Source organism: Henriciella litoralis, from assembly GCF_002088935.1.
GTDB lineage: Bacteria > Pseudomonadota > Alphaproteobacteria > Caulobacterales > Hyphomonadaceae > Henriciella > Henriciella litoralis.
In genome coordinates this window covers 15,047-41,897 of record NZ_NCSS01000005.1, presented here as the reverse complement: position 1 = coordinate 41,897, position 26,851 = coordinate 15,047, and the positions used below count along the sequence as shown (strand labels likewise).

Annotated in this window: 27 protein-coding genes; 16 read left to right on the top strand and 11 right to left on the bottom strand. The window is 59.2% G+C overall.

From position 1 onward, the window contains the following. The first annotated feature begins 55 nt into the window (after positions 1-55). Positions 56-1,723 (top strand): FAD-dependent oxidoreductase, encoded by a 1,668-nt coding sequence (locus tag B8783_RS03465; RefSeq protein ID WP_084418400.1) that lies wholly within the window; start codon positions 56-58, stop codon positions 1,721-1,723. 5 nt (positions 1,724-1,728) lie between these two features. Here B8783_RS03465 and B8783_RS03460 read toward each other — a convergent pair whose 3' ends face one another. From B8783_RS03460 to B8783_RS03440, 5 genes are all read right to left on the bottom strand, one after another. After that, positions 1,729-2,166: a hypothetical protein gene (locus B8783_RS03460; protein ID WP_084418399.1), complete on the bottom strand. Its 438-nt coding sequence runs from the start codon at positions 2,164-2,166 to the stop codon at positions 1,729-1,731. Positions 2,167-2,272: 106 nt separating this feature from the next. Beyond that, complete coding sequence (locus B8783_RS03455; protein ID WP_139792228.1) at positions 2,273-2,764, bottom strand: hypothetical protein; 492 nt, start codon at positions 2,762-2,764, stop codon at positions 2,273-2,275. Further along, entirely contained in the window at positions 2,761-3,534 is a 774-nt protein-coding gene (locus B8783_RS03450) for a competence/damage-inducible protein A (protein WP_084418431.1), read from the bottom strand. Before B8783_RS03450 ends, B8783_RS03455 begins: the two co-directional genes overlap by 4 nt. Positions 3,535-3,558: 24 nt before the next feature. Next, complete coding sequence (locus tag B8783_RS03445; RefSeq protein WP_169711688.1) at positions 3,559-4,908, bottom strand: serine hydrolase domain-containing protein; 1,350 nt, start codon at positions 4,906-4,908, stop codon at positions 3,559-3,561. Between the two features lie 209 nt (positions 4,909-5,117). Then, positions 5,118-5,561 carry a hypothetical protein gene (locus B8783_RS03440; protein ID WP_139792227.1) on the bottom strand — a complete coding sequence of 148 codons (444 nt, stop codon included), beginning with the start codon at positions 5,559-5,561 and terminating at the stop codon, positions 5,118-5,120. 131 nt (positions 5,562-5,692) lie between these two features. On the opposite strand from B8783_RS03440, the gene B8783_RS03435 reads away from it, so the two are divergent. Then, positions 5,693-6,745, top strand: a complete 1,053-nt coding sequence (locus B8783_RS03435) for an alpha/beta fold hydrolase (protein ID WP_084418395.1) — start codon at positions 5,693-5,695, stop codon at positions 6,743-6,745. Between the two features lie 89 nt (positions 6,746-6,834). Continuing rightward, positions 6,835-7,269, top strand: coding sequence for an OsmC family protein (locus B8783_RS03430; protein WP_084418394.1), 435 nt, complete (start codon positions 6,835-6,837; stop codon positions 7,267-7,269). Between the two features lie 62 nt (positions 7,270-7,331). On the opposite strand, the gene B8783_RS03425 is transcribed toward B8783_RS03430, so the two are convergent. Continuing rightward, entirely contained in the window at positions 7,332-8,183 is an 852-nt protein-coding gene (locus tag B8783_RS03425; RefSeq protein WP_084418393.1) for a TauD/TfdA dioxygenase family protein, read from the bottom strand. A gap of 156 nt (positions 8,184-8,339) precedes the next feature. Between B8783_RS03425 and map the strand changes: the two genes are divergently transcribed. From map to rnhA, 11 genes are all read left to right on the top strand, one after another. Further along, complete coding sequence (gene map, locus B8783_RS03420) at positions 8,340-9,167, top strand: type I methionyl aminopeptidase (protein WP_084418392.1); 828 nt, start codon at positions 8,340-8,342, stop codon at positions 9,165-9,167. Between the two features lie 168 nt (positions 9,168-9,335). After that, positions 9,336-10,070: a RadC family protein gene (radC, locus tag B8783_RS03415; RefSeq protein WP_084418391.1), complete on the top strand. Its 735-nt coding sequence runs from the start codon at positions 9,336-9,338 to the stop codon at positions 10,068-10,070. 152 nt (positions 10,071-10,222) lie between these two features. Beyond that, complete coding sequence (locus B8783_RS03410) at positions 10,223-12,163, top strand: DEAD/DEAH box helicase (protein ID WP_084418390.1); 1,941 nt, start codon at positions 10,223-10,225, stop codon at positions 12,161-12,163. Positions 12,164-12,275: 112 nt separating this feature from the next. Beyond that, a complete protein-coding gene (locus tag B8783_RS03405) occupies positions 12,276-12,734 on the top strand; it encodes a hypothetical protein (RefSeq protein WP_084418389.1) in 459 nt (152 codons plus the stop codon). A 101-nt stretch (positions 12,735-12,835) separates the two neighbouring features. Beyond that, positions 12,836-13,810 carry a glutathione S-transferase family protein gene (locus B8783_RS03400; RefSeq protein ID WP_084418388.1) on the top strand — a complete coding sequence of 325 codons (975 nt, stop codon included), beginning with the start codon at positions 12,836-12,838 and terminating at the stop codon, positions 13,808-13,810. 77 nt (positions 13,811-13,887) lie between these two features. Further along, positions 13,888-14,823 (top strand): cyclase family protein, encoded by a 936-nt coding sequence (locus B8783_RS03395; protein WP_084418387.1) that lies wholly within the window; start codon positions 13,888-13,890, stop codon positions 14,821-14,823. Positions 14,824-14,963: 140 nt separating this feature from the next. Continuing rightward, on the top strand, positions 14,964-16,457 hold the full coding sequence (locus B8783_RS03390) for a spinster family MFS transporter (protein ID WP_084418386.1): 1,494 nt from the start codon (positions 14,964-14,966) through the stop codon (positions 16,455-16,457). A gap of 211 nt (positions 16,458-16,668) precedes the next feature. Further along, positions 16,669-18,153: a spinster family MFS transporter gene (locus B8783_RS03385; RefSeq protein ID WP_084418385.1), complete on the top strand. Its 1,485-nt coding sequence runs from the start codon at positions 16,669-16,671 to the stop codon at positions 18,151-18,153. Positions 18,154-18,162: 9 nt separating this feature from the next. Then, complete coding sequence (locus B8783_RS03380) at positions 18,163-19,128, top strand: homoserine kinase (RefSeq protein WP_084418384.1); 966 nt, start codon at positions 18,163-18,165, stop codon at positions 19,126-19,128. 28 nt (positions 19,129-19,156) lie between these two features. Then, on the top strand, positions 19,157-19,738 hold the full coding sequence (locus B8783_RS03375) for a hypothetical protein (RefSeq protein WP_084418383.1): 582 nt from the start codon (positions 19,157-19,159) through the stop codon (positions 19,736-19,738). Between the two features lie 44 nt (positions 19,739-19,782). Then, a complete protein-coding gene (rnhA, locus tag B8783_RS03370) occupies positions 19,783-20,226 on the top strand; it encodes a ribonuclease HI (RefSeq protein WP_084418382.1) in 444 nt (147 codons plus the stop codon). A gap of 6 nt (positions 20,227-20,232) precedes the next feature. Here rnhA and B8783_RS03365 read toward each other — a convergent pair whose 3' ends face one another. Together B8783_RS03365 and B8783_RS03360 are read right to left on the bottom strand one after the other, a co-directional pair. Beyond that, the gene (locus B8783_RS03365; RefSeq protein ID WP_084418381.1) at positions 20,233-20,583 is read right to left on the bottom strand and encodes an MmcQ/YjbR family DNA-binding protein; all 351 of its coding nucleotides are present in this window, start codon (positions 20,581-20,583) and stop codon (positions 20,233-20,235) included. A gap of 35 nt (positions 20,584-20,618) precedes the next feature. Further along, positions 20,619-21,599, bottom strand: coding sequence for an NAD(P)H-dependent flavin oxidoreductase (locus tag B8783_RS03360; protein ID WP_084418380.1), 981 nt, complete (start codon positions 21,597-21,599; stop codon positions 20,619-20,621). A gap of 167 nt (positions 21,600-21,766) precedes the next feature. Between B8783_RS03360 and B8783_RS03355 the strand changes: the two genes are divergently transcribed. Then, positions 21,767-22,495 carry an alpha/beta fold hydrolase gene (locus tag B8783_RS03355; RefSeq protein WP_084418379.1) on the top strand — a complete coding sequence of 243 codons (729 nt, stop codon included), beginning with the start codon at positions 21,767-21,769 and terminating at the stop codon, positions 22,493-22,495. An 87-nt stretch (positions 22,496-22,582) separates the two neighbouring features. Continuing rightward, positions 22,583-23,791: an acyl-CoA dehydrogenase family protein gene (locus B8783_RS03350; RefSeq protein WP_084418378.1), complete on the top strand. Its 1,209-nt coding sequence runs from the start codon at positions 22,583-22,585 to the stop codon at positions 23,789-23,791. Between the two features lie 15 nt (positions 23,792-23,806). Here B8783_RS03350 and B8783_RS03345 read toward each other — a convergent pair whose 3' ends face one another. The 3 genes from B8783_RS03345 to B8783_RS03335 form a co-directional block, all read right to left on the bottom strand. Then, positions 23,807-25,246, bottom strand: a complete 1,440-nt coding sequence (locus B8783_RS03345) for a hypothetical protein (RefSeq protein WP_139792226.1) — start codon at positions 25,244-25,246, stop codon at positions 23,807-23,809. Positions 25,247-25,345: 99 nt separating this feature from the next. Further along, positions 25,346-25,768, bottom strand: a complete 423-nt coding sequence (gene rplQ / locus B8783_RS03340; RefSeq protein WP_084418376.1) for a 50S ribosomal protein L17 — start codon at positions 25,766-25,768, stop codon at positions 25,346-25,348. 33 nt (positions 25,769-25,801) lie between these two features. Beyond that, positions 25,802-26,821: a DNA-directed RNA polymerase subunit alpha gene (locus B8783_RS03335; RefSeq protein WP_084418430.1), complete on the bottom strand. Its 1,020-nt coding sequence runs from the start codon at positions 26,819-26,821 to the stop codon at positions 25,802-25,804. Positions 26,822-26,851 lie beyond the last annotated feature (30 nt).

Sequence of the window (26,851 nt, the reverse complement as noted above, 5' to 3'; positions counted from 1 at the left end):
TTCGGATGGGTCTTAGCCTGCCCTGCAGCCAAACACCAAGGGCGGATTGAGCAACATGTCCCCAGCCAATGTGAACTACACCTTCAATGACGAAGACCTGGAGAAGCTGAAGGCGTTTGGAGAGGTCCGGCATCATGACGCGGGTGCCCCTCTGATCGAAGAAGGCGACAGCCAGGTCGACTGTCTGATCACCCTGTCCGGGCATACGGATATCTTTATCGAGACACCGGACGGCGAGAAGCGGGTGGGCTGGATGGAACGCGGGCAATTTGCCGGCGATATCAGCGTGTTGACCGGGCAAGCGTCGCTTTCACGCACAGCCATGGGCGCGGCCGGTGAAATTCTTCACATTACGCACCCCAACTTTCAGCGGCTTCTCGTTGAAAACTCATCGCTTTCTGATGTGTTTGTGCGCACCCTGACCGCACGCCGGGCCTTTGCGCAGGATGCTGAACATGGCGCTGTCATCGTGATCGGCGATGCGCATGACCGGGATGTCTTTGCAGCGCGTGACCTCCTCTCCAAGCATATGATCGCGCATCGGTGGCTCGATCCGGCGACAGACCCACTGGCCAAGCGGATCATGCAAGCGCGCGAGATTGAGGCAGACGCCCTGCCCGTCGTCATACGTGGGCGCTCGCGCATCATGAGCCGGCCTGACATCGCCGAACTCTCGGAGGCCTTCGGTCTTGATCTTGTGCCCGATGAAAGTTGCGTCGATCTCGTTGTCGTCGGCGCTGGCCCAGCAGGCCTTGCCGCCTCGGTCTACGCGGCCTCGGAAGGCCTCAGCGTTGTAACGTTAGACACGGACGGCCCTGGCGGACAGGCCGGCACCTCCTCCAAGATCGAAAACTATCTTGGCTTCCCAATGGGTGTCTCAGGCCGTGAACTCGCGGCCCGCGCCGCGATTCAGGCGCAGAAATTCGGCGTGCGGATCGCCTCACCCGCTCAGGCCGTAAAGCTCGAGAAACTGGGAGACGATTACTGCATCAGCCTGAAAGATGGCCGCAAACTTGCCAGCCGCGCGATCGTCATCGCGACCGGGGCGCAATATCGCCGCCTGCCCATCCCGAACGTCGAACGGTTTGAGGGGCGCGGCATCTATTACGGCGCAACGCCAATGGAAGCCCAGCTCTGCGGCGGCCAGTCTGTTGCGCTTGTCGGCGCGGGCAATTCGGCTGGCCAGGGCGCGGTGTTTCTCAGCCAGACCGCCAAGGCGGTCCACCTGCTCTACCGCCGCCCGGACATTCGCGAGACAATGTCAGAGTACCTTGTGAGACGGCTGGAAGAGACGCCGAACATCTTCCTGCATCCTTCAACGGAGATAAGCGATCTTCATGGTCTGGAAGACGCGGCGCCGGACAATGACCGGCTCGTCAGCGCAACCTTCCTCAACCGGCAAACGGGCGAGACGACAGAGGTCGATACACCGTTTGTGTTCCTGTTCATCGGCGCGCAGCCCCATACCGACTGGTTGCCGCAGAACATGACCTGCGACGAGAAAGGTTTCGTCAAAACCGGGACGGATCTCGCCAATATTGATCTCGTTCGCGCTGGCTGGGCGCTAGAGCGCATGCCGACCCGCTATGAAACGAGTTGGCCACGCATCTATGCCGTGGGCGATGTCCGCATTGGCTCAGTTAAGCGGGTCGCGTCCAGCGTCGGCGAAGGCTCTGTCGTTGTCAGCGACATTCACAAGGCGCTGTCAGAGGTGGCGGGCTAGACGCCTCAGGCGGCCGGGCACGCCCCGCCATTGCTCGCCATGCCGTCGATCACGTCTTCAAGAAACTCGCCGAGATCATCCATATTTTCGTAGGCTTCAACATCGGCCGGTGTGGCATCGTCAGCCTGGCCCTTTTCCCTCAATTCGCTATAGATTTCCTGGCCTGAGCGACCTTCTTCAAAACCAGGCGCGACCGCGATCATGGTCGTTCTCATACGTTCGGCGTCTGCATCCGGCATTTCAGCCAACTGGCCGGTGAGGCAGTCACAGAACCCGTCGACACTCACATCATTCTCCGCGAGCTCCCCTGCCGGCTCCGGATCAGACATGATCGATGCGCAAGCCTTTTTGACGTCGCTATTGCCACCGCCACCACCACCGCCGCTCCCGCAAGCGCTCAATGCCAATGCAGAGACGCCAAGAACCAAAATCGATCGTATCATTTGAATTTTCCCCAACCAGAAACAATTCGGGCAAATTGAAAGAAAACCGGCAGGCCTGTCCAGAGGCGACACCAGAATTTTCATGTCAATTTGAGATATTTTCCTGTCAGCTTTGCCGGATGCGCCGGAAGCCTGCCGCGATCAAAAATACGAGGGCCACAAGAAACGCGATCAGCAGGAAGCCCATTTTCGCGGGCGTCAGAAAACTCTTCAGGCCCAGCAGGTTGATCGTGCCAGAAAGAGCGAGCGCCTGGACGGTGTTTTCCGCCAGATCGAACACAATGGTCAGCAAGGCCGGGATTGCAGCTAGTTTGCCGTAGCGCCCTCCAAATCTCACCGCCAGCCCCATCAGCAGGCCGCCATAGGCGAGCGGGAACAGCGTGTCGTTGATCACCGTCACCCAGAAATGGGCGCGTCTCTGTTCGGCAGAGAATTCAGCGAGCCGAGCCTTGGCCGCATCTCCTGAAAAGATCTGGTCTAGCAGCGGTCCATCGAGCGATTGGCGCAGCGGCGAAAAGCTGAGCAGGATAACGACAGCCGCGACGAGCAAGCCGAGGATGACCGGCGTTCTCGACAGGAATGTCATCATTCGGGTCAATCGCCCTCTCCGTCGACGAGCTCAGGCGCAGAGCCCGCCGCCTTGGCGAGCTCGATGAGCTGCCACTTCATCTTCTCAAGGGCATCCTGATCCGCGCCGCGTGCAACCAGCGACACACCATTATCGCCAAGCGATCTGAACCACGGATAAGAGCCCACATTGATGCCGTCAGCGTCGTTCGCAATTTGCGAGAGTTTCTCTGCGACATCCCCTTCCCTGAGGCCCGGCGCGCGTATGGTCACCGAATGAATGACGACGCCGTGCTCAAGCCGGTGTCCGATATCCTGCAGCATGCCGAGAACGATGGACGGCACACCAGCCAACGTGAAGACATTGCCGGTCTGAAAGCCCGGCGCGCCGGAGACCGGGTTGGCAATCGGGCTCGCACCATGCGGCAGACGGGCCATACGCTGGCGCGCTTCGGTAAATTCGGTCCCCATCTCGTCATAACGGGCCTGAAGGTCTGCGAAAACCTCCGGGTCGTGGCCGATGCTGACGCCAAAGGCTGCCGCGATCGCATCTGCCGTAATGTCATCATGGGTGGGGCCTATGCCGCCGGTCGTGAAGACATAGGTGTAACGCGCCCGCAGGGCATTCACGGCCGCGACGATCTCATCCTGCTCATCAGGCACGGTGCGGACCTCACGAACAGGTATGCCAAGCGGCGCGAGGAAGCGCGCAATCTGCTGGGTATTGATATCGCGCGTGCGCCCGGACAGGAGCTCGTCGCCGATCAGGCAAATTGCGGCGGTGACGGTTTTTTTTGTCATCGCCGCAAACTGGATCACACCGGCCTATTCTTCAAGCGCTTCGTAGATGAGGCGCATCGAATCTGTCCGGAAATCTGCTGGTTCATCCGGCAACTGGCCGAAACGCTGGATCATGCCGATGAAGAAGAGGTCGTTCTCAGGGTCGATCCAGAACCACGTGCCGGCCGCGCCGCCCCAATAATAAGTGCCCGTACCGGCAGGGCTTTTCATCGCCGCCGGATCGGTAATGATCCCGAAGTCGAGACCGAATTTGTGAGGCTCGCCCGCCTGCAGATTGGCATTGGTGCCATCGAAACCGATACCAACAACGTCGTCTGGCAACTGATTCTGCGTCATCAGGGCAACCGTTTCCGGTTTCAAAATCTGCTGGCCACTCAGCGACCCGCCATTCAGCATCATCTGGGAGAAGCGCGCATAGTCATCAATGGTGGACACGAGACCGCCGCCACCGGACTCAAACGGCACGGTGCTTTCCTTGAACTGGACGTTCTCAGTGTAGAACGGCACGAACTTGCCAGCTTCCTCATAATAGGTCGTCACATCGGCAAGCCGGTCATAGTCAGCTTCCGGCACGAAGAAGCCGGTATCGTCCATGTTGAGCGGCGTCAGAACATTCGCGTCGAGATACTCGCCAAATGGCATTCCGGACAGTTTCTCGACGAGATAACCCTGAATATCGACGGCGGCTGAATAATACCACTTCTCGCCAGGCTGATAGAGCAGAGGGATGCCGGCAACCTTGTCGATAAACGTGTCGAAGTCCGGAGCCCGCAGAACTTCCTGATCTCGGAACTGGTTGTTCGCATAGTCGGTGCCGCCAAGCCCATAGGCGAACCCGGCCGTATGGCTCATCAGCTCGCGCATCGTGGCCGGACGCTCCAGATCGACCAGGATTGGCGTGCCATCTTCATTCTCGCCGTCCAGAACCTTCAGGTTTTCGAATTCCGGAATGAACTTGGTGATCGGGTCATCCAGAGAGAATTTGCCCTGCTCATAGAGTTGCATCAGCGCGACGCCGGTGATCGGCTTCGACATCGAGTAGATGCGATAGATGGTGCCGGGCTGGACGGGCGTCGCGGTCTCTACGTCGCGCACGCCATACTCGCCGTACTGGGCAACCTCGCCGTCTTTCACCAGAAGCGTCTGCATGCCGATGACCTGACCGGCATCAACAAAGCCCTGCATGGCTGAAGCAAGTTCTTCCAGTCCAGCCGCATCGAAGTCAGCGGCATCCTCAGTGGCGAGGGGCGGCCAGCTTTCGGACACCCCCGCACTATCGGTTGCCGTTGGCGCTGCGGCGCACGCCGCAACAAAAATCGCCAGCGATGCGGCGCATGACAGTATGGTGGTCGAACGCAAAATGGTTCTGGACATGAAAGAGGACTCCCCGAGTTTTATATGTATCGCACTACAATTACTGTGTATGCTGGGCCCGGCAAGTTTCATTTTTAGGCAGGGGTAAAATCGCTGGGCAAAAGCGAAATCCGGGGCCCCGTGACCATCTCACTCACCCGACACACACAAACTGCCGCCTGAGATCATCGATCCGCGAATGGCAGAAGGCGGCTGGATCAGCCAGATCATTAATACCTCAGCTTCCACCGCAACTGGGTGCCGTGGGCACTGGACGCAGACGGCGCCTTTCTTTCCTTGAACTGAACGCTCTCTGTGTAGAGTGGCGCCGACTGACCGGCTTGATCGTAATTGCTCGTTACCTCCGCAAGGCCGTCAAAATCGACTTCCGGCACAAAAAAGTCGGTGTCGTCCATGTTGACCTGCATCAGAACATTCGCGTCAATACACTCGCCGTACTGGGCAACCTCTCCGTCCTTCACCAGAAGCGTCTGCATACCGCTAGCCTGACCGCCATCCAATTCGCCTGTATCTTTAGTGGCGAGCGGCGGCCCGCTTTCAGATACCCCGGCACGATCAACCGGCATGGGCGCTGCGGCACATGCCGCGACAAAGATTGCCAGCGATGCAGCGCATGACAGCATGGTGGTCGAACGCAAAATGGTTCTGGACATGAAAGAGGACTCCCCGATTTTTATATGTATTGCACTACAATTACTGTGTATGCTCGCAACCGCAAGTTTCACATCTATGCGAAATCTCTCGCCGGGCAAAGATCACTCGGCAAAAGTGAAATCGGGGCCCCATGACCTTCTCACTCAACCGCCGCCAGACCCTTTATGGCCTCGGCGCCAGCAGCCTTCTACTCAGCGCCTGTGCGAACACGCCACCAACATCTGGCGAACCGGATTTGCGCATGATCCGCGTGAATGGCATCGACATGCGGATTGCTGAGATGGGCGAAGGCCCGCTCGTTATTCTGGTTCATGGCTGGCCTGAGAGCTGGTATTCGTGGCGTCACCAGATCCGGGCGCTGGCCGCGGCAGGCTATCACGTCGTCGCACCGGACATGCGCGGCTACGGCGCAACCGACGCGCCACAAGACATCGCCGCCTATGACATCCATCACCTCGCCGCCGATATTGTAGGCATCATCGACGAGATGGGCGAGGATAAGGCCCATCTGGTTGGTCATGACTGGGGCGCCATCGTTTCCTGGAACGCCGTCCTATTGCATCCAGACCGCTTCCGTTCGCTCGCCGCCCTGTCCGTCCCTTACGGTGGCCGCGGCCCGGTCTCGCCCATCGCCGCAATGAAGAAAGGCTATGGCGAGAACTTCTTCTACATCCTCTATTTTCAAGAGCCGGGCATTGCCGAAGCCGAGTTCGACGCGAACCCCCGCGCCATCCTCAAACGCCTCTATCGCTCACCCGATACACCCACGCTGCCGCCAGAGATCACCGATCCGCGCATGGCCGCCGGTGGCTGGATCGGCCGGCTGGGCGACGTGAAACAAAGCCCTGAATGGCTGTCGCCGTCCGATCTCGATTACTATGTCGCGCAGTTCGAGCGCTCAGGCTTTCGCGGCGGGATCAACTATTACCGCAACTTCCATCGCAACTGGGAAACAACGCCGGAACTGACCGGCGCAACGATCGACATCCCGGTCATGTTTCTGGCTGGCGAGGATGACAGCGTAATCCGGGGGCGCTCAGCTGAGCAGTTGAAGGCCAGTATGGAAGAGACCTGCACAGATTTGCGCGAGGTTACGCTCCTCCCCGACACTGGTCACTGGGTCCAGCAGGAAGAGGCGAGCCGTGTAAGCGCGGAGCTTCGGGCCTTTCTGGGTGAGGTCTGAGCAAAATACCTCAGTTTCGAGCCGAGCAATACGCAACATTGGACCGGCGCAGGCGTTGATGGGACTCATTCATATAAAAGGATTTTCCCATGAAACGTCATGCAACCGCTCACTGGTCCGGCTCACTTGGTGAAGGCAAAGGCTCCATCGATACGCAGAGCGGCGCGCTCAGCGATCACGGCTACTCATTCAAGGCCCGTTTCGAAGACGAGAGCGGCAAATCCGGCACCAATCCGGAAGAGCTGCTCGCAGCTGCCCATGCCGGTTGCTTTGCGATGCAGCTCTCTCACTTCCTCGCCGAAAACGGCACGCCTGCGGAGAAGCTCGACGCGAAATCCGTCGTGACGGTCGAACAGGTTGAAGGCGGCTTCGAAGTGAAGTCTTCAGCCCTTCAGCTCACCGGCAATGTGCCCGGCATTGAAGACGCGAAGTTCCAGGAACTTGCCAAGAAAGCCAAGGAAGGCTGCCCGCTTTCGAAGGCGCTCGGCGCCATCGAGATTACGCTCGACGCCAAGCTCGCCTAAGGCCAGCCGAAATACCTGACTATGCAACGGGGCCGTCATGGCCCCGTTGTCGTATCTGGCGCTCAGGCGTCGAAATACGGACGGTCGCCGGCGATGGTGACGCGCTCCATGACCCGCACCGCCGGGTAATAGTCGCTGGCGGCATAATGCTGACAGGCGCGGTTATCCCAGAAGGCAATCGAGCCCGGCGCCCAGCGGAACCGGCACTGGAACTCCGGCAGCGAGGCTTGCGCGTACAGGTGTTGCAGCAGCCAGTCGCTCTCAGTCTTCGACAGACCCTTGATGTGGCTGGTGAAGGCTGTGTTCACATAGATGAGGCGCTCACCGGTTTCAGGATGCGTGCGGATCACCGGGTGTTCCTGAGGCGGAAACTTGTCGTGAAGCTCTTTCGGGTCTTTGCCAAGACGGCGCGCGAAGACGCGAGCAATGTCATGAACCGCCGTCAGGCCGCAGCAGAAGTCCTGCATCTTTTCCGACAAGCCCTCATAGGCTGCGACCATGTCAGAAAAGAGCGTGTCGCCGCCAACTTCCGGCAGATCAATCGCGCGCAGGATCGAGCCAAGTGATGGCTCCGGCCGCCATGTGACGTCTGAGTGCCAGAAGTTCTCCTGACCCTTGTTCTGGGCATTGTGGGCGATCCGCAGAACTTCGCGGTCTTCCTGATCTTTCGGCGTTGCGGGATGGATTTCGAGATCCCCAAACTTGCTGGCAAAATCGATATGCTGGCTGCGCGTGATCGACTGATCGCGGAAGAAGATCACCTTGTAGGTCAGCAGCGCCGAGCGGATCTCATCCACAGCTGCGCCATCCAGTGACTGGCTGAGATCAATCCCGTGCAGCTCAGCGCCAATGCGCGGTGTTAATGGACGCGCCTCGAAGCGGGCAAACTGGTGTGATTTGACGTGAACGGTCATGGTGATTTCCTCCGGCTTTATGTTTTGCTGAAGTGTAGCGCCGAAACCCCAAGTCACAAAGCCTGCGCACCGACTGCGACGCGCGCGGCGCGATAGGTGGAAGTTTAAACCAATCACTGCCATATTACCGGCCAAGCAAGACGAAGGCCGAACGCCATGACTGAAGCAGATCTCATTATGCCCATGCGAACGGGTGAAATCCGTATCCACGATGAGGCCGGTTTCGAAGGCATGCGCAAGGCGGGACGGCTCGTCGCCGAATGCCTCGACATGCTGGTGCCCGAAGTCAAACCGGGTGTCACGACAACACATCTCGACGATCTTGTCCGCGAGTTTGTCTATGATCATGGTGCCCAGTCGGCGACCATTGGCTATCGCGGCTATCGCCACGCCTCGTGCATTTCGCTCAACCATGTGATCTGCCATGGCTTGCCGAGTGACCGCCCGCTGAAAGATGGTGACATCGCCAATATCGACGTAACCGTGATCGTCGATGGGTGGCATGGTGACCATTCGCGGATGTACGCCGCTGGCGAACCCAAGCGCAAAGCCGAACGCCTGATGGACCTCACCTATGAAGCGCTGATGGCTGGCATCGCCGCCGTGAAGCCTGGCAACCGCTTTGGCGACATTGGCGCGGCCATCTCGAAGATCGCCGCCAAGAACCGCCTGTCTGTCGTTGAAGACTTCTGCGGCCACGGCCTTGGCCAGCTCTTCCACGACGAACCGAACGTGGTGCATTCGGCCCGCGCAGGCACCGGACCTGAGCTCAAGCCTGGCATGTTCTTCACCATCGAACCGATGCTCAATCTTGGCCGCAAGGACGCTGCCATCCTGCCCGACGGCTGGACCGCCGTGACGCGTGACCGCCAGCTGTCAGCTCAATATGAGCACTCGGTCGGCGTGACGGAGGATGGGGTTGAAATCTTCACGACCTCGCCAAAAGGCTGGCACACGCCGCACACGGTCGAAGACCGGGTCTAGTCCGCCGGAGCCCGCTGCGCGTAAAGCGGTGCAGCGGCTGCAGGCATCTTCTCGATCTTGATACCGCTTTCGGCGACCCGTTTGCCGATCAAGCTTGACCTGCGCGCAATCTGGAACATAATGCGAACGAATTTTCGTCGTCATTACTGGCAGTCTGCGAGAGCAAGCATGAGACAGGTTGAAGAAGCCCCCCTCTTCGGGCTTGCGAACACACCGAAGCCCGTCGCGCCAAAGCCGCACTGGCAAGGCCATCGTGATCGTCTGCGCACCAAGCTCGTTGAGCGGGGGGCCAGCGCGCTGGAGGATTATGAGTTGCTCGAGACGCTGCTTTTTGCCTTCATTCCACGACGCGATGTCAAACCGGTTTCAAAGGCGCTGATCGCGCGGTTCGGCTCACTCAGCGGTGTGCTGGCGGCACGGCCAGCAGATCTGGTCAAAGTTGGCGGCGTCGGTGAAACCGTTGCGGCCTATCTCAAGGCAACCGCCGAGATTGGCGCGCGCGCAAGCCGTGAGACGTTGCAAGCCCGCACGGTGATCTCAAGCTGGAGCGCGCTGACAGACTACGTCAAAAAAGAGCTTCAGCATGAAGGCCGCGAGCAATTCCGCGTCCTCTTTCTCGATCGCAAGAACCAGCTCATCGCCGACGAGATCATGGGCCATGGCACGGTGGATCATGCGCCGGTCTACCCGCGTGAAATCGCCCGCCGGTCGCTGGAACTGCAAGCCTCCAGCCTGATCCTCGTGCACAATCACCCGTCCGGTGACCCAACCCCCTCACGCGCCGATATCGATATGACGCGGGAGATTATGGATGCCCTCGATGCGCTGGATATCACCGTCCACGACCATCTGATTGCGGCCCGCTCAGGGGTTCTCAGCTTCCGCGCACAAGGGCTGATCTAGTCTTTCGCAGATGTCTCTGCCGGAATACTTGGCCAATCGCGTGAAATTGGAGTATGGGGGCCTCTTCGACAGATGAGTGAAGCCCCTGATGGCAGCACCTCGTCAGGCCGCCGGGAATGAGCGGCTATATTTGATTTTCTGAAAGCCCGATCATGACCGAACAACCCGCCGTTGCGCCCGCACTGGGCCAGGCTCTTGCCGCACGCGGATATAATGAACTCACGCCCGTCCAGACTGCCATGCTGGACCCAGCGCTGGAGAACGAGGATCTGCTCGTTTCCGCGCAAACAGGGTCCGGCAAAACAGTCGCCTTTGGCATTGCGATGGCGGAGTCGCTTCTCCAGGGCGAAAACCGCCTGGACAAGGCCGAAGCCCCCCTCGCGCTTGTCGTAGCCCCGACGCGCGAACTTGCGATGCAAGTGCACCGCGAGCTGGAATGGCTCTACGCGGCAGCAGGCGCTCACGTCGTCTCATGTGTTGGCGGTATGGATGCGCGCGATGAACGCCGCGCCCTTGCCCGCGGCGCGCACATCGTCGTCGGCACGCCTGGCCGTCTCGTCGATCACATTAATCGCTCAAGCCTCATCCTTGATGATATCCGCGTCATCGTAATGGACGAAGCCGATGAGATGCTGGACCTTGGCTTCCGCGATGAGCTTGAGACGATCCTGAAAGCTGCGCCGGACGAGCGCCGCACGCTTCTCTTCTCCGCGACCGTGTCCAAACCGATCGCCAAACTCGCCGCCAGCTTCCAGAAGAATGCGGTGCGGGTGAACACGATTTCTGAGACCGACCAGCACGTCGATATCGACTATCGCGCCCATGCCGTCGCGCCCGCCGATACCGAAAACGCGATCATCAATGTGCTGCGCTTTCACGAGTCCAAAAACGCCCTCGTCTTCTGTAAGACCCGCGCGAATGTGAACCATCTTCTGGCCCGCTTCCATAATCGCGGCCTTAGCGTCGTCGCGCTGTCGGGTGAGCTCAGCCAGACAGAGCGCACCCATGCGCTTCAGGCTCTGCGCGATGGCCGCGCCAATGTCTGTGTTGCGACCGATGTCGCCGCACGCGGGCTTGATCTTCCAGACCTTGATCTCGTCATTCATGCCGATCTGCCAGCCAACCGCGAAAGCCTGCTTCACCGCAGTGGCCGGACAGGCCGCGCGGGTCGCAAGGGCGTCAGCGTCCTGATCACCCCATTCAAGGCCCGCCGCCGTGTTGAGCGCCTGCTCGGCGATGCGAAAGTCGAAGCTACATGGGAAGACGCGCCCGGCGTCGAGGACATTCAGCGCCGCGACGATGAACGTCTGCTCAACCATCCATCCCTGTCAGAGCCGGTCAGCGCGAAAGATGCCGAGATGGCAAAATCGCTGATCGACATTCATGGCGCCGAGCAGATTGCGGCAGCCTTTGTCGCCCTGCACCGCGCCAAGCGCTCTGCGCCGGAAGACCTGATGCCGGTGCCGGAAGACACTGGCGGTCGCTCAGGCGGCAGCCGTGATGGCCGTGGCCCGAAACGGGAACCCCGCGCGCCCCGCGAACCACGTGCGCGCCGCGATGATTTCGATGATGGTGTCTGGATTACGGTTTCGGTCGGCCGCAAGGCAGGCGCTGAGCCGCGCTGGCTGCTGCCGATGCTTTGTAAATCAGGCGGTCTCGACCGTAGCCAGGTTGGCGCCATCCAGATTGAGGAGACCGTTTCCAAGGTTGAGCTCAAGGCTGATAGCGTTGAGCCGTTCTTTGCCACAATCGGGCCAGACGGCCGGCTCGAAAAGTCGATCACGGCATGGCGTGAAGGCGACACGCCGCCGCCGCGCGGCCCATCCCCTGCCAGCAATGACTGGTCCGGCCCGAAACCCGGCAAGTCTGCAAAGAAACCACATCGCAAGGGTGGCAAGCCTGCGCCGCGCCGCGCCGAATGGTCGCCTGAAGAGGCACCGGCCCGCAAACCGCGTCCAACGGCGCCAGCCGATCTTGATCGGGCCCCATCCGACAAGCCGAAACGCGCCAAGCCAAAGAAGCATGAGCATCGCTTCGATGCGTCAGCCAACAAGCCGCCAAAGCGCAAGAAGCCAAAGCGCCCGAAAGAGTAGCCATTTGCCGTCATGGCGCCTGCATGGGATAGTGATTGTCCACGCCCGGCAGGTGCCCTGATAAAACGCTCCATAGCGCCATCAGCACGTCTGGGGCGCAACGGAGACTCGCGTGCACTGGTCTATTGGGGATTTCGTATTTGCGACCATTCTTCTGCTGCTTGCCGGCGCGGTCATCCTGTTCGCTGTGAAAAGCCAGCGTCCAGTGACCTACCGGATTGGCGCCTTGGTCGCTGTGCTCAGTGTATTGCTGATGATTTTGGTCTGCGGCGCCGTTGGCCTGATTGGCGATGAGACTCACCCGGCCAATCTGCTACTTCTTTGCATCCCGGCGAGCGGTCTTTTCGGGGCTGCCGTGTTTCGCTTTCGGCCAGATGGACTTTACCGCATGCTGGTGGTCATGGCTGTGGCGCAAGTGCTTATCTCGGCTGTCGCGCTATCTGAGGGCTGGGGCGGATCGTCGCCGGTCTGGCCATGGGACGTGATCATCGGAAACGGCGTTTTCACCGCCGCCTGGCTCTTCAGCGCCGTCATGTTCAGAGCTTCCAGCCCCCCTCGCCGCAGCGCATAAATCCTATACCGCACAGCGGCTGGAAACACGCGGCCGGTCATCTAGCTTGAAGTTGGACCGCCTTGCCATGGCAAGCGCAACACAATTTCAGGAGACTTGGAATGGGCCTACTCAATAACGGCATCTGGCAAGATAAATGGTATGATACGAGTTCGACGGGCGGCGCCTTCAAACGCTCCGAAAGCCAGTTCCGTAACTGGATTACCGCTGACGGGAGCGCTGGTCCCAGTGGAGATGCCGGCTTCAAGGCTGAACCTGGGCGCTATCATCTCTACGTCGCCTATGCCTGCCCATGGGCGCATCGCGCGCTGATCATGCGCTCGCTCAAGGGCCTGGAAGACATGATCGATGTCTCCTACACGCACTGGTTCATGGGCGAGAATGGCTGGACCTTCGCTAACGATCCTGACGGCATTGTGGGTGACAAGCTATTCGGATCGAAGTTCCTGTACGAAGTCTATCTGCGGGCCGATCCGCATTATACCGGCCGGGTCACTGTTCCAACGCTGTGGGATACAAAGACCGGCACCATCGTGAATAATGAGTCCTCGGAAATTCTCCGCATGTTCAATTCGGCCTTCGACGACTGCGGCGCCAAAGAAGGCGACTACTATCCCGAAGCCCAGCGTGATCGCATCGACGAGATTAATGATCGCGTCTACAACACTGTGAACAATGGAGTTTACAAGGCAGGCTTCGCGACCGCGCAGGACAAGTATGAGGAGGCGGTCTACCCGCTCTTCGAATCGCTCGACTGGCTCGACGGGCTTCTGGCAGACTCGCGGTTTCTGACGGGCGACACGCCGACCGAGGCAGACTGGCGGCTCTGGACGACGCTCTACCGGTTCGATCTGGTTTATCACGGCCACTTCAAGTGCAACATCCGGCGCATCGCCGACTATGAAAATCTCTGGCCCTATGCCCGCGATCTTTATCAGTGGCCGGGCATCTCGGACACCGTGAACGCGATGCACGCCAAACGCCATTATTATGAAAGCCACGATATGGTGAACCCGACCCGGATTTATCCGGCTGGGCCAGATATGAACTGGGACGCCCCTCACAATCGGGGATAGGGCTCCGGGCTTGTCTCTGGACACATCTGTAATTGGTCTCCACTGTTCAAAGAAAAAGAACTCTGGAGGATCAATTGATGAAATGGCTCATTGGAATCGCCGCTGCGGCAGCAGTGGCTACGCCCGCCCTGGCACAAGATGACGAAAGCTGGCACCCGTCAAAATATGGCGCGGACGACCGGCTTGGCGCGGTCGCTAATCTGTCGCCGCAGAAGACCGCCGAAGCGGCAAAATTGATTGTTGAAGGCAAGACCTATTCGCTCGGCATGGTGACTGGCCGCGATACGCCCGCCTATGGCCCTCGCGAATATGACGTGACGGTGCTGCAGCTTTCGGATGGCTCTGGCGCGCCGCTGGGCGAGAACAAGGCAGTCGGCAATGACGACATCGTCGACGTCTGGGTCGGCATCGGCAGCCAGATCGACGGTCTCGGCCATATGGGCATCGATCATGAATACTATAATGGCGTGCCTGTCGCCGAATTCGTGACACCAGCGGGCCTCACACAGTTTGGGACCCACCTCCTGCCACCAATCGCTACGCGCGGTGTCCTGCTCGACATGACCAAGTCGCTCGACGCAGATCCTGTCCCGGATGGAACGGCCTTCAACAAGGCTGAAATCGAGGCTGCGGCCAAGCTCGCCGGCGTCACCATCGAAAAGGGCGATGTCGTCCTGTTTCACACCGGCTACATGGCCGCGACCGCTGATAGCGAAACCCTCACCCAGACAGAGCCCGGCATCGGCGTTGAAGGCGCACAATACCTCGCAGACCTCGGCGTCGTCGCGATCGGCGCTGACACCTGGGCCGTTGAAGCCATCCCGTTCGAGAATGAGGCGCGGCCCTTCGATGTTCACCTGACACTACTGGCCAAGAACGGCGTCTACATCCTTGAAAACATGGTGACAGCAGACCTCGCCGCCGATGACGTAACGGAATTTTTCTTCTCCCTGGGTGTTCCCAAGCTGGAGGGAACGGTCCAAGCCATCATCAATCCCGTTGCGATTCGCTGATCCTGTTGCGGGACTTGGGAAATCGGGATGGGTAAGCGAGGCATGAAACTTGGCAAATGTGGGGTTGCCAGACACGTCATGATAGTCAACAACACCCAACTGGAGGCACCCATGAGTGGTGTTGAGGAGGAGAGAATCATATGAGCGACGCGAGCGCTACAGCTGAGGCCCATCAGGGGCACATTACGGGCTTCGGATCGAGAGGCTATCGCTTCTACGTTCTGATCGCCCTTATGCTGATCTACACGCTGAACTTTATCGACCGGACGCTGATCACGGTCGTAGCACAGCCAATCATCAACGAATTCGGCCTGACTGATGGCCAGTTCGGGTTCCTTTCGGGGCCACCCTTTGCCCTCTTCTACGCCATTATGGGTATCCCGATTGCGATGTGGGCTGACCGGTCCAACCGCGTGATGGTGATCGTATGCTGCATCATTATCTGGTCCGTCATGACGGCGCTCTGCGGTGTCGCTGCCGGGTTCATCTGGCTCCTCATTTTCCGTGTGGGTGTCGCCGTTGGGGAGGCTGGCTGTACGCCGCCTGCTAACTCGATCCTGACCGATTATTTCCCGGTGAAAAGTCGGGCGAATGCCATCGGTATCTATTCCATGGGTGTGACGCTGGGCGGTGTTCTGGCGCAGGTGTTCGGCGGCATGATTGCCGGCATCCAGGGTGAGGACTTCGGAGCCTGGCTTGGCACAATCGGCCTTGGCAGCCTCTTTTCCGGCATTGACTGGTCACAGGTTGGTGGCTGGCGGATTGCCTTCATCGTTGTCGGTGCACCTGGTGTGGTCATCGCCCTCGTCCTTTGGCTAACCATCAAGGAGCCGCCGCGCGGCTACACGGAACCACCGAGCGCGCGTACAACCGAGAAAGCTGGTATCTTCGAGGCTTTCCGCGAGTTTGGCGCCAAGAAAACCTTCTGGTGGGGCTCAATCGGTGCCGCTCTGGTCGCGTTTGTTGGCTATGGCCTTCAGACGTTCCAGGCGCCGTTCCTGCAACGCGTTTATGATATCGGCGTGCGCGATGCCGCCGTCTATTATGGCGCGCCGCTCGCAGCTATTGCAGCAGGGGGAACTTTCGCCGGTGGCTTCCTGTCCGAAAAACTGACGGACCGGTTCCCAGCCGTTGTCGCATGGCTTCCCGCGGTCGGTCTGCTGATCGCTGTGCCAGCCTACATCTCGGCCTTCTTCGCCCCGACAATCGAGATCACCTTCGGCCTCTGGCTGCTGGCCGCATTCTGCCACTATTCCTATCTCGGTGCGCAGTACTCGATCGGCACGTCCATTGTGAGCCCGCGGTCACGCGCGACCACAATCGCCGTCCTGCTGCTGCTCGTCAGCCTTATCGGTAACGGCATCGGACCGCTCTTCGTGGGCCTGATGTCTGACATGTTCATGAACCACGAAATTGCATCGGCCGGTCTGACCGAAGCGTTCAAGACGTTTGACCCTAAACTCTGTGCCGGGATGGACCCAACAGATGCCACCGGCGGCGCTTTGTGTGACGCGTATGGCAATGGTCTGCGCAAATCCATGGCGGCGACAGCCTGCTTCTTCCTTCTGGCAGCGGCCTGCTTCTTCATGGCCGGACGTCACTTCATCAAGGACAGGTGGTCACCAGTGGTTTAACCGCCGACCACCTCTAAAGACTTCCAGACCCGGGCCAGCTTCAATCTGGCCCGGGTTTTCTTTTGCCCTGAATATTTCACATGTGAAGTTTCTTTGGGTCGCGGGTCGATTCACTCTGGCCATGACGCCCCCGATTTGCTTTGCTGACAACAGAAGAGCCTCGCCGCACATCGGTGACGAGATGGGGCCGTTTTGACGGAGGATACCGCATATGGCACTCGCGCCGACGAGCACAGTTTCAGGGCCAGATCCAAATGAGGGCTTCGGCAGCAAAGGCTTCCGCGCCTACATTCTCGGCTCCCTGCTTCTGGTCTACATTTTCAACTTTATCGACCGTGCCATTCTCGCCATCCTCAACGATCCAATCAAGGAATCGCTGAACCTCGAAGACTGGCATATGGGCCTGCTCGGCGGCCTGGCTTTCGCGCTGCTTTACGTCACACTCGGCATCCCGATTGCGCGGGTGGCCGAACGGGTTAGCCGCAAATGGATCATCATTACCTCCCTCGTCCTGTGGAGCGTGATGACCGTGCTTTGCGGCATGGCAACAAGCTTCATCATGCTGTTCATCCTGCGCATCGGCGTGGGTATTGGCGAAGCGGGTTGTACACCGCCAGCCCAGTCCCTCATTGCTGACTATTTCAAGCCGTCCAGCCGCGCGACCGCCGTCTCGATCTACGCGCTCGGCGTCCCGCTTGGGGCGATGATCGCGGGTCTCGCCGGCGGCCCCATCAATGACTACGTCACCGGCTCCAACGTCTATGGCGTGCTTCAGTCCTGGGGTCTGACGTCGATCGCAAACATGATCGACTGGCAATCGCTCGAAGGATGGAGAATCGCTTTCTTCGCGGTCGGCTTACCTGGCATTATTTTCGCGATCATACTTGCCGTTACCATGAAAGATCCGCCGCGCGGCTACACCGATCCGCCACAAGCTGTGAAGCCGAAAGCAGCGAACTTCGGTGAAGTTCTTTCCATACTGAAGAGCAAGCCGACCTTCATTCACGTCGTCATCGGCGCAGGCATTGCCTCATTTGCCGGCTATGGCATCGGCCATTTTGTCCCGGCTTACTTTATCCGCATCCATGAACTCACCCTGACGCAGGCTGCGGTCTATTACAGCCTGATCCTCGGGCTTTGTGGCGCGACTGGCGTCTTCCTGTCTGGCTATCTCGCCGACAAGCTGGCCAGGCGCATCCCGAAGGCCCTGTCCTGGTTGCCCGCCATCGGCATGACGGCGTCTGTGCCGCTCTATGTGTTTGGCTTCATGCAGGACACGCTGTGGCTCACCATGCCGCCGCTGATGCTGGCCGCCCTGCTGCACTACTTCTACCTCGGCCCGATGTACGCCGTGGTTGGCGGTGTCGTAGACAGCCGTATGCGGGCAACGTCCGTCGCCATTGCGCTCTTCTTCGTGAATTTGATTGGCCTTGCTTTCGGCCCGACCGCCGCTGGCGCGACGTCGAGCTTCATCAAGGGACGCATTCTCAGCATCGGTAATGACGATCTCTCGATCAAGGTGTGTAAGGGCGCCAGCAACTTGTCAGAGGCCGCCGCGCAAGCTTGCGCGCAGGCGGATGCATCTGGTCTTCAATTGGCCATTGTGATCTTTGCCTGCCTCTATGTCTGGGCATCGGTGCACTATCTCGTCGCAGGCAAGACGCTTCGTCGTGACATGATTGCTCTACCGTCCTAAAGCCGCTCCATGGCGGTTTACACGACAGTTTCCGACGAGGCGCTCGAAGCGTTTCTCGACAAGTATGATCTCGGCGAGGCCCGGTCCTTCAAGGGCATCGCCGAGGGCGTTGAGAATTCGAACTATTACCTTGAGACCGACCGCGGCCGGTTCATCCTCACCCTGTTCGAGAGACGGGCAGACCCGGCCGATCTGCCTTACTTCATTCAACTCAAGCAGCACCTCGACACCAAGGGCTTTCCCTGCCCGGCCCCGGTCGCCGCGCGCGATGGGGCCGCCCTTCAGACGCTGGAAGGCAAGCCAGCCCTTATTGTGACATTCCTCGACGGGCTTTCACCAAAGCGACCGACAGCTCCGCAATGCCGCTCTCTGGGCGAAGGCCTCGCCCGCATGCATCTGGCATTGTCGGACTTTCCACTCACCCGCGCCAATGCGCTTGGCCCGTCGAGCTGGCCGCGTCTCTGGAAGGGCCGGTCAGAAACGGCCGAGGAACTTCAGTCAGGCCTGGCTGACCTGATCAATGAAGACCTTACCGCCATTGCCAATGCCCGTCCGCAAAGCCGTACCATGCCTCGCGGGACGATCCATGCGGACCTCTTCCCCGACAATGCTTTCTTCCTGCATGATACGTTCACCGGCGCCATCGACTTCTATTTTGCCTGCACAGACGCCCTCGCCTACGACATTGCCATCTGTCTCAATGCCTGGGCCTTCGAGGACGGGGCCGAATATAATTATTCCAAGGGCGCGGCGCTGATTGCCGGTTACGAATCTGTCCGCCCCCTCGAGGCTGTCGAGCGCGAATCGCTTGCCCTGCTCTGCCGCGGCGCAGCGCTACGCTTCTTCATGACCCGCCTGGTCGACTGGACGGAAACACCCGCCGACGCCCTCGTAAGGCCTAAAAACCCGCTCGAATATGCCGCAAAACTCGCCTTTCATCGCAAGGCGCAGAACGCCGCCGACTACGGCGCATAAACGAGCTGGAGAAAGAGGCCCTGACATCATGCCGGAATTTGGCCCGAACGGCGTCGTCATCGACAACAAGCCATCCGAGCCGGCGGCCTACGCCGATCAGGAGCGGCCAAAGATCCGCCGCGTGCTGCTCGCAACTCTGCTCTGTGGTGTCGCAGCCTCAATTATCGTGGCGCTCATCGGCGCGGTTGTGGCGGTTAGTGTAAACATGGTCTCGTCAATTCTGGGCGTCTCCACTGTGGGGTTTTCCTCACGCGACGGCTTCATGGCCGGCGGTTTTCTCGCGGTCATGATGGCGTGCTTCAACTGGTTTGTGTTCTACATCGTCATCCCTGTGACCTGGCTGGTTCTCGCCTTTTCGATCGGACGTTTTCCAGGACGCGGCATTTCCCGGCACGTCGTCTATTATCGCTGGGGCGCGATCTGGGGCGGGGTATTGGTGAGCCTCCCTACAGGCTTTTTTGGCCTGACCATGGGCGGCAGCGCGTTTTGGGGCGCAGTTCTGACCGGCGGAGCCATCGGCGCCACCTCAGGCCTTATTTGCGCAGCCCTTTTCCTTGCAGTTGTGCGCCCAAGACAGCAAATGACCGATAATGTCACAGACGTTTTCTGACGCTGGCTTGACCTTCCACGCAAACCGCAGGAGCCCTCCTCACCATGTCGAAGCTGATCGAAATATGGACTGATGGCGCCTGTAGCGGCAATCCCGGCCCGGGCGGCTGGGGCGCTGTGATGAAGGCCGGCGACCATTACCGTGAGCTATATGCCGGCGAACCGGACACCACCAATAATCGCATGGAGCTGATGGCCGCCATCGAAGCGCTGAATGCGCTAAAGCGCCCGTCGAAGGTCACGCTTCACACGGACTCGACCTATGTAAAGGACGGCCTGACCAAGTGGATACATGGCTGGAAGCGCAATGGCTGGAAAACGGCGGCCAAGAAGCCCGTAAAGAACAAGGATCTATGGCAAGCGCTTGAGGCGGCCTGCGAGCGCCATGACATCAAATGGGTCTGGGTGAAGGGCCATGCCGGCGACGAAGGCAATGAACGCGCCGACGAACTTGCCCGGCTCGGCGTCGATCAGGTCCGAGAGCAGTAAAGCCGGCTATTGCTCCAGAGCATCATGCAGTTTCACTGGCGCAGCATGACGCCATGACATGATGAGCGCAGACTTCGCCGTCGGCTGATCACATGCGCCCAAGGCGAGCGTTGTTGCGCCCTTTTCGCCCCATTTATTGGGCACTCTGGAAAAGATGCCGGGCTCGGCCCCGACGAGCATCATCTGCTCATCAACGCTTAAAAAGACATTTGCCGTCGCCTGCGCCTCTAGCAAGGTGCAAAACATCTTCCCCTTGGGAACATCAACGCGGAAGCCAGCCCGGTCAAAGTGCGACTTCTCGCTGGCATAAGGCAGGGAAAGCGCCAGTCGCCTCAGCTCTTCGACTGACAGGCTCATGGCGCTTTCCTCAATGACTTAGGCTGACAGCTCTATCAAGCGGTTCCGAGGAAGCCGCGCAGACGGCTCTCGATGATCTCATGAGCCTCATTCATGATCCGGTCGATCAGTTCCTTACAGGTTGGAATGTCGTGGATCAGGCCAGCAACCATGCCGCAAGACCAGGCGCCCGCATCCATTTCGCCCTCAACCATGATCTTCGGATAGATGCCGGCGACTTCTTCGATGATGTCCTCAAACTTGATGTCCGAGCCGAGGCGCCTTTCCTTCTCCAGCAGACGCTCAACGCCAGCATTGTTCATCACGCGCTCTGTATTGCGCAGCGGACGCATCACCAGACGCGTGTCGAGTTCGCTGGCCGCGACAATCGCATCCTTCACATTCTGGTGCACCGGGGCTTCCTTGGTCGCGATGAAACGTGTGCCCATATTCATGCCGGATGCGCCCATGGCGAGCGATGCGACGAGGCTGCGTCCATCGGCCTGACCGCCAGATGAGACAAACGGAATCTCAAGCTCATCGGCCGCGCGCGGCAGAAGGATCATGTTCGGCACATCATCTTCGCCCGGGTGACCGCCGCACTCGAAGCCATCAACGCTGACCGCATCACAGCCAATCGATTGAGCTTTCAGCGCATGGCGGACCGCGGTGCATTTGTGGATCACGTTGATGCCCGCATCCTTCAGAACAGGCAGCACCTGTGCCGGATTGTTACCAGCGGTCTCCACGGCTTTCACGCCGCCTTCGATGATCGCCTTGATATAGCCTGGATAGTCCGGCGGATTCACCGAAGGCAGGAAGGTGAGGTTCACACCAAACGGCTTGTCGGTCATGTCGCGGCAACGGGCGATCTCATTGGCAAGGTCGGCCGGCGTCTTTTGCGTCAGCGCCGTGATAATGCCCAATCCGCCTGCATTCGATACAGCCGCAGCCATCTCTGCCAAGCCGACATAGTGCATCCCGCCCTGGATGATGGGGTGCTCGATGCCGAACATTTCGGTGATTGCGGTCTTCATAAAGTATCTCCCGGAAGGACTAGGTTTGTTTGCTCCATTGTGCGCCAGCAACACGGTTTTCCGCAAGTCTGACCGGGCGTAAACCGATGAAGGAATCAAGAATATCTCTGGCGCTCTGAGAATTATGCTCCTAGCCTGATTGAATGCGACTGGAGGGACCAGCGGATATGAAGATTTTCATTCACGGAGTACCCGACACGCCCGCCATGTGGGACCCGCTGCTAAGCGCCCTGTCATTGCCGCCAGATACCTTTCTGACGCCCGCCCTGCCCGGCTTCTCCACGCCTTTGCCGCCCAAGTTCAGCGCCACAAAGGAGGCGTATGTCGACTGGCTGATCGATTATATCGAGCAACATCGAAATGGAGCTCAGGTCGATCTTGTCGGACATGACTGGGGCGCGATTCTCGTCACCCGCATCGCGATGCTCCGCCCGGACCTTGTACGCAGCTGGGCCGTGGCCAACGCCTTGCCCGAACCGAGCTATAATTGGCATCGCACGGCACGCCTCTGGCAGACGCCAGTCGTGGGTGAACTGGTCATGGCGCTAACACCGCGCAAACGCCTTGCCGCCGCCCTTACCGCTGCCGGTATGCCCGCAGCAATGGCGAAGCATGAAACTGCACACTGGAGCCCGGATATGCGCAAGGCGATTCTGCGCCTCTACCGCTCGGCCCGGAATGTCTCAAGCGAATGGACGGACGAGCTGGACCGTCTGCCATCTCGCGCGCTGGTCTTCTGGGGGGATGACGACCCTTTCGTGCCGACCGAGACCGCTGAGCGCTTCTGCAGCCGGCTTCGCATCCCTCTGCATCGCAACAGCAAGACAGGCCACTGGTCGATCGTCGAGCGCGCTGATCACCTGTCCAATCTGCTGAAGGCGCTCTGGGCCGACTAGCAAACATCGAGGTGAGCGGACGCGGCGTCATGGCTTGTCAGGCGCACCGTGGCAGCGAACATGTTCTCCAAACAGGAGGCGTGCCAGATGAGACTTTCCTTTACCTCGGAAGAAGAAGCCTTTCGCATCGAGGTGCAGGACTTCCTGTCCGACAAGCTGACGCCAGAACTGCGCCAGTACACATCGCGAATGACCAGCGTCTATTCAGACAAGGAAACCGCCCTCGCCTGGCAAGCTATTCTTGTCCAACAGGGCTGGGCGGCCCCGTCATGGCCCGTCGAATATGGTGGCTGTGACTGGACTGTCGCCCAACGCTACATCTTCGACGTCGAGATGGCCAAGGCTGGCGCGCCGCCGCTCTCGCCCATGGGCATCGGCATGTGTGGCCCTGCCCTGATCGGGCATGGCTCGGCTGAACAGAAAGCGCATTACCTCCCACGCATCCTGTCAGGGGAAGACTATTGGTGCCAGGGCTATTCAGAGCCACATGCGGGCTCTGATCTCGCACAGCTCTCAATGTCTGCCGTCCCGGATGGCGACGACTTCATCTGCAATGGCTCCAAGATCTGGACCACGCACGCGCACGAGTCGAACATGATGTTCTGCCTGGTGCGCACCGATTCGAGCGGTAAGCCGCAGACCGGCATCACCTTCCTGCTGATCGACATGACGTCGCCCGGCGTGCGCGTTGACCCCATCATCATGCTGTCTGGCGAACATATTCAGAATGCGGTCTTCTTTGATGATGTCCGCGTGCCGAAAGCAAACGTCGTCGGCGAGGTCGACAAGGGCTGGACGGTCGCCAAATACCTGCTTGAGTTCGAGCGCGGTGGCTCATCCTATGGCCCTCGCCTGTTGCAGCGGATCGCAGGCCTGCGGAAGGCCGCGCGCGAGCTTGGCGCCCTCTCCCCCGAGCTGGATCAATCGCTGACGGCGGCAGAAGTCGATGCCACGACACTGGAAGCGGCAGAGCTTATGATGATGTCTGAGCTGTCCGGCGGCGGCTCACCCGGCCTTAAAGCCTCGATGATGAAGATCAGAGGCACCGAGCTCAGCCAGCGCCTCACAGAGATCGGGCTGGATCTTGCTGGCCGCTACGTGCAGCCCTTCCAGCCAGAGCATACCAAGACCGGCGGCCCGGTCGTCACCCGGCACCCGACCAATCAGGGCCTTATTGGCCCGGATGCCTTCGTGACGATGGCGCCAAAATCTCTCAATGACCGGGCTGGCTCCATCTATGCCGGCTCAAACGAAATCCAGCGCAACATCCTCGCCAAGGCCCAGCTCGGGCTTTAACGGAAAGTCTCTGGATTACGGAGCGGCCTCTCCCTGCCCATCGGCAGTTTCCGTCGAAGCCGAGCTCCCCGTCGGGTCGATGCCGGTTTCGCAGGCGGTCTTATGGGCTTCGGTTTGGTAGCGATCGGTGAATTCGCGAAGCTCGGCAATTTTGCGCGGCGTATCCTCATCGGCCCGAGGCAGCATGATCTTGAAGGTACGGTGCTCGCCAGGCCCCGCAAGCTTGTATCCAATATCGGCCTCATCTGAGTCTGCCTCAATTTCCTCGATGGAACAGAGTGCTCCATGCTCAAACCAGATGGCGTCAAGGCCACCGGCTTCTTCTTCCCAACCACCGAAATACATGTCCGTCATCAGCATGCCATCCTCTTCCAGCCTGAACCGGGCATGTGTGAGCATCCAGAGGGGCGTTTCATCGGTTGTGAGAAACTTCGCCCCACGTAGCCAGTTCAGCGTTGACGACTTGAGGTCGGCACCATCCACATATCCCAATGGCAGTCCGTTTTGGCGTGAGACTTCGTCCCAGTTTACCGCTCGATCTTCAGCGCAGGCCGCCTTCAGTTCTGCATTGCCATTGTGATCATTGAGATAGTCCAGACGTTGTAGGAAGCTTTCGTGAAGGGGGTCGCCAACGGGCAACCAGATATCGAAAGGTTCCTCGAGACCTACAGCCTCAATACTGTAGGCCTTAATACCAAAGACGCCGGCGACCTGCGTTTGCGCGACCTCGCAGATCGTCCCTAGCGATGCCCAGGCTGACCCAAGATTCCCGTCTGCATCCGTCGACCATGACCCGACAAATCGGTCGGTCAATAAGTTGCCGTCTTCCGCAATGGAGGCCAGACCATGAGAATAGAATAGAAGCGGCGTCTCTCCTGAATATAGAAATTCCTGATTTCGCATCCAGGCGAGCTGATCATCCGGAATGTCCTCACCCGACAAGATCGCTACGCTCACCGATTGGGGCATCAAGGAATAAGCGAGGAGTGACACGCAGAGTGCGCCAACCGGTAAAACAATGGCAAGACCGGCCCATCGCAGCCACGCAGCCCCTCGAACCGGCATGGCCCCTGTCTTCCGGGCCGCGCGCCAATGCCGGAAAGCGTTCACGCACATCAGGATCGAGAGCGTCAGATAAGCGAGAATCCGGAAAAGACTGACCAGCGTGACCTCATCAGTGCTGAGCAGGTTCACGAATAGCAGGATGATCCAGAGCAGGATAAAGATCGCGCCAGAGCGCGCCCCATTCCACGCCATGATTGCCCCGGCGACGAAAAAGGCACCGGATATCCAGTAGAAGATCTCTTCATACACTGTCAGATAGTCGGCACGAAGATACCCCGCAGCTCCCATCACGATCTGCAGGACGCCGACCACCATGAAGAACCCAGCATAGCTGCGCACCCGCTTTCGGAACCTGTCGACCTCTTCCATCTGACCCAGTCGTCTCCACAACCCCAATTTCTACTTAACGTCCAACTTACCTATCGGGCAAGAAAAAGCCCCGCTGGTTTTGACCAACGGGGCTCTTCAATTCGGGAAAGGCAGACGAACCTATTCGTCCATCGCTTCCAGTTCAGCTTCGTGACGGGCACGATCCTTGGCGCCTTTGGCGTCTTCGTCGCGGTCAACCAGCTCGATGACAGCGACAGGTGCGTTGTCACCGTGACGGTAGCCAGCTTTCAGAACGCGCGTGTAACCGCCATTGCGATCCTTGTAGCGATCCCCAAAAACTTCGAAGAGTTTCTGGACGGCTTCCTTGTTACGGATCTGAGCAATCGCCCGACGGCGCGAGGCGAGATCGCCCTTTTTCGCCAGCGTCACGAGCTTGTCCATGATCGGCTTAAGCTCTTTCGCTTTCGGGAGCGTGGTCACGATCTGCTCATGTTCGATGAGCGAGGATGCCATGTTCGCGAACATCGCCTTACGGTGCGATGAGGTGCGGTTCAGCTTGCGATGTGCAATTCCATGGGCCATTTCGGTCTCCTGTGCGCCCTCCCGGGCGGACTCTTAGAGGTGGTCGTCGTATTTTTTGGCGAGTGCCTCGATGTCTTCTGGTGGCCAATCCGGCACTTCCATGCCGAGATGTAGCCCCATACCAGCGAGGACTTCCTTGATTTCGTTCAGCGACTTGCGGCCGAAGTTCGGGGTGCGGAGCATTTCCGCCTCGGACTTCTGGATCAGGTCACCGATGTAAACAATGTTGTCGTTCTTCAGGCAGTTTGCCGAACGCACGGACAGTTCCAGCTCGTCGACCTTCTTGAGAAGGACCGGGTTGAAGCCCAGATCGGTCTCTTCGGTGGACGAGGAGGCTTCGGCTTCTGGCTCATCGAAGGTGATGAACAGCTGAAGCTGGTCCTGAAGGATACGGGCAGCATAAGCGACCGAATCTTCTGGCGTGATCGAACCGTCTGTCTCAATCGACAGGGACAGTTTGTCATAGTCGAGGACCGTACCCTCACGGGTGTCCTCGACGCTGTAACCCACGCGGCGAACCGGCGAGTAGATCGCATCGACAGGAATGAACCCAATTGGCGCATCTTCCGGACGGCTCTGGTCGGCAGGCACATAGCCCTTGCCGGTTGCAACCGTGAATTCCATGCGAACCGAAGCGCCATCATCCAGCGTACAGATGACGAGGTCTGGGTTGAGGATTTTCACATCGCCCGACGTCTCGATCTGACCGGCTTTGACTTCGCCCTTGCCATCAGCCTTCAGGACCATGCGCTTCGGCGTATCCGAAACCATGTCGATGGCGATTTGCTTGAGGTTCAGCACAATCGTGGTGACGTCTTCACGCACGCCCGGAATGGACGAGAACTCATGAACAACACCATCGATCTGAACGCCGGTAATTGCGGCGCCTTGAAGCGAGGAGAGCAGCACGCGGCGAAGCGCGTTGCCGAGCGTCGTGCCGAAGCCACGCTCGAGCGGTTCGATAACGAGCTTGGCATGACGGCGTGGATCCCGGCCCGTTTCAACCTTTGGACGGTTGGGGCGGATCAGTTCTTTCCAGTTACGGTCATTCACGCTGGTCGCAGTATCGGCCATTCATGGCCT

Coding starts and splice junctions, on each gene's coding strand:
- B8783_RS03465 (WP_084418400.1), top strand. CDS start 56: ATGTCCCCAGCCAATGTGAACTACACCTTCAATGACGAAGACCTGGAG.
- B8783_RS03460 (WP_084418399.1), bottom strand. CDS start 2,166: ATGATACGATCGATTTTGGTTCTTGGCGTCTCTGCATTGGCATTGAGC.
- B8783_RS03450 (WP_084418431.1), bottom strand. CDS start 3,534: ATGACAAAAAAAACCGTCACCGCCGCAATTTGCCTGATCGGCGACGAG.
- B8783_RS03445 (WP_169711688.1), bottom strand. CDS start 4,908: ATGTCCAGAACCATTTTGCGTTCGACCACCATACTGTCATGCGCCGCA.
- B8783_RS03440 (WP_139792227.1), bottom strand. CDS start 5,561: ATGTCCAGAACCATTTTGCGTTCGACCACCATGCTGTCATGCGCTGCA.
- B8783_RS03435 (WP_084418395.1), top strand. CDS start 5,693: ATGACCTTCTCACTCAACCGCCGCCAGACCCTTTATGGCCTCGGCGCC.
- B8783_RS03430 (WP_084418394.1), top strand. CDS start 6,835: ATGAAACGTCATGCAACCGCTCACTGGTCCGGCTCACTTGGTGAAGGC.
- B8783_RS03425 (WP_084418393.1), bottom strand. CDS start 8,183: ATGACCGTTCACGTCAAATCACACCAGTTTGCCCGCTTCGAGGCGCGT.
- map (WP_084418392.1), top strand. CDS start 8,340: ATGACTGAAGCAGATCTCATTATGCCCATGCGAACGGGTGAAATCCGT.
- radC (WP_084418391.1), top strand. CDS start 9,336: ATGAGACAGGTTGAAGAAGCCCCCCTCTTCGGGCTTGCGAACACACCG.
- B8783_RS03410 (WP_084418390.1), top strand. CDS start 10,223: ATGACCGAACAACCCGCCGTTGCGCCCGCACTGGGCCAGGCTCTTGCC.
- B8783_RS03400 (WP_084418388.1), top strand. CDS start 12,836: ATGGGCCTACTCAATAACGGCATCTGGCAAGATAAATGGTATGATACG.
- B8783_RS03395 (WP_084418387.1), top strand. CDS start 13,888: ATGAAATGGCTCATTGGAATCGCCGCTGCGGCAGCAGTGGCTACGCCC.
- B8783_RS03390 (WP_084418386.1), top strand. CDS start 14,964: ATGAGCGACGCGAGCGCTACAGCTGAGGCCCATCAGGGGCACATTACG.
- B8783_RS03385 (WP_084418385.1), top strand. CDS start 16,669: ATGGCACTCGCGCCGACGAGCACAGTTTCAGGGCCAGATCCAAATGAG.
- B8783_RS03380 (WP_084418384.1), top strand. CDS start 18,163: ATGGCGGTTTACACGACAGTTTCCGACGAGGCGCTCGAAGCGTTTCTC.
- B8783_RS03375 (WP_084418383.1), top strand. CDS start 19,157: ATGCCGGAATTTGGCCCGAACGGCGTCGTCATCGACAACAAGCCATCC.
- rnhA (WP_084418382.1), top strand. CDS start 19,783: ATGTCGAAGCTGATCGAAATATGGACTGATGGCGCCTGTAGCGGCAAT.
- B8783_RS03365 (WP_084418381.1), bottom strand. CDS start 20,583: ATGAGCCTGTCAGTCGAAGAGCTGAGGCGACTGGCGCTTTCCCTGCCT.
- B8783_RS03360 (WP_084418380.1), bottom strand. CDS start 21,599: ATGAAGACCGCAATCACCGAAATGTTCGGCATCGAGCACCCCATCATC.
- B8783_RS03355 (WP_084418379.1), top strand. CDS start 21,767: ATGAAGATTTTCATTCACGGAGTACCCGACACGCCCGCCATGTGGGAC.
- B8783_RS03350 (WP_084418378.1), top strand. CDS start 22,583: ATGAGACTTTCCTTTACCTCGGAAGAAGAAGCCTTTCGCATCGAGGTG.
- rplQ (WP_084418376.1), bottom strand. CDS start 25,768: ATGGCCCATGGAATTGCACATCGCAAGCTGAACCGCACCTCATCGCAC.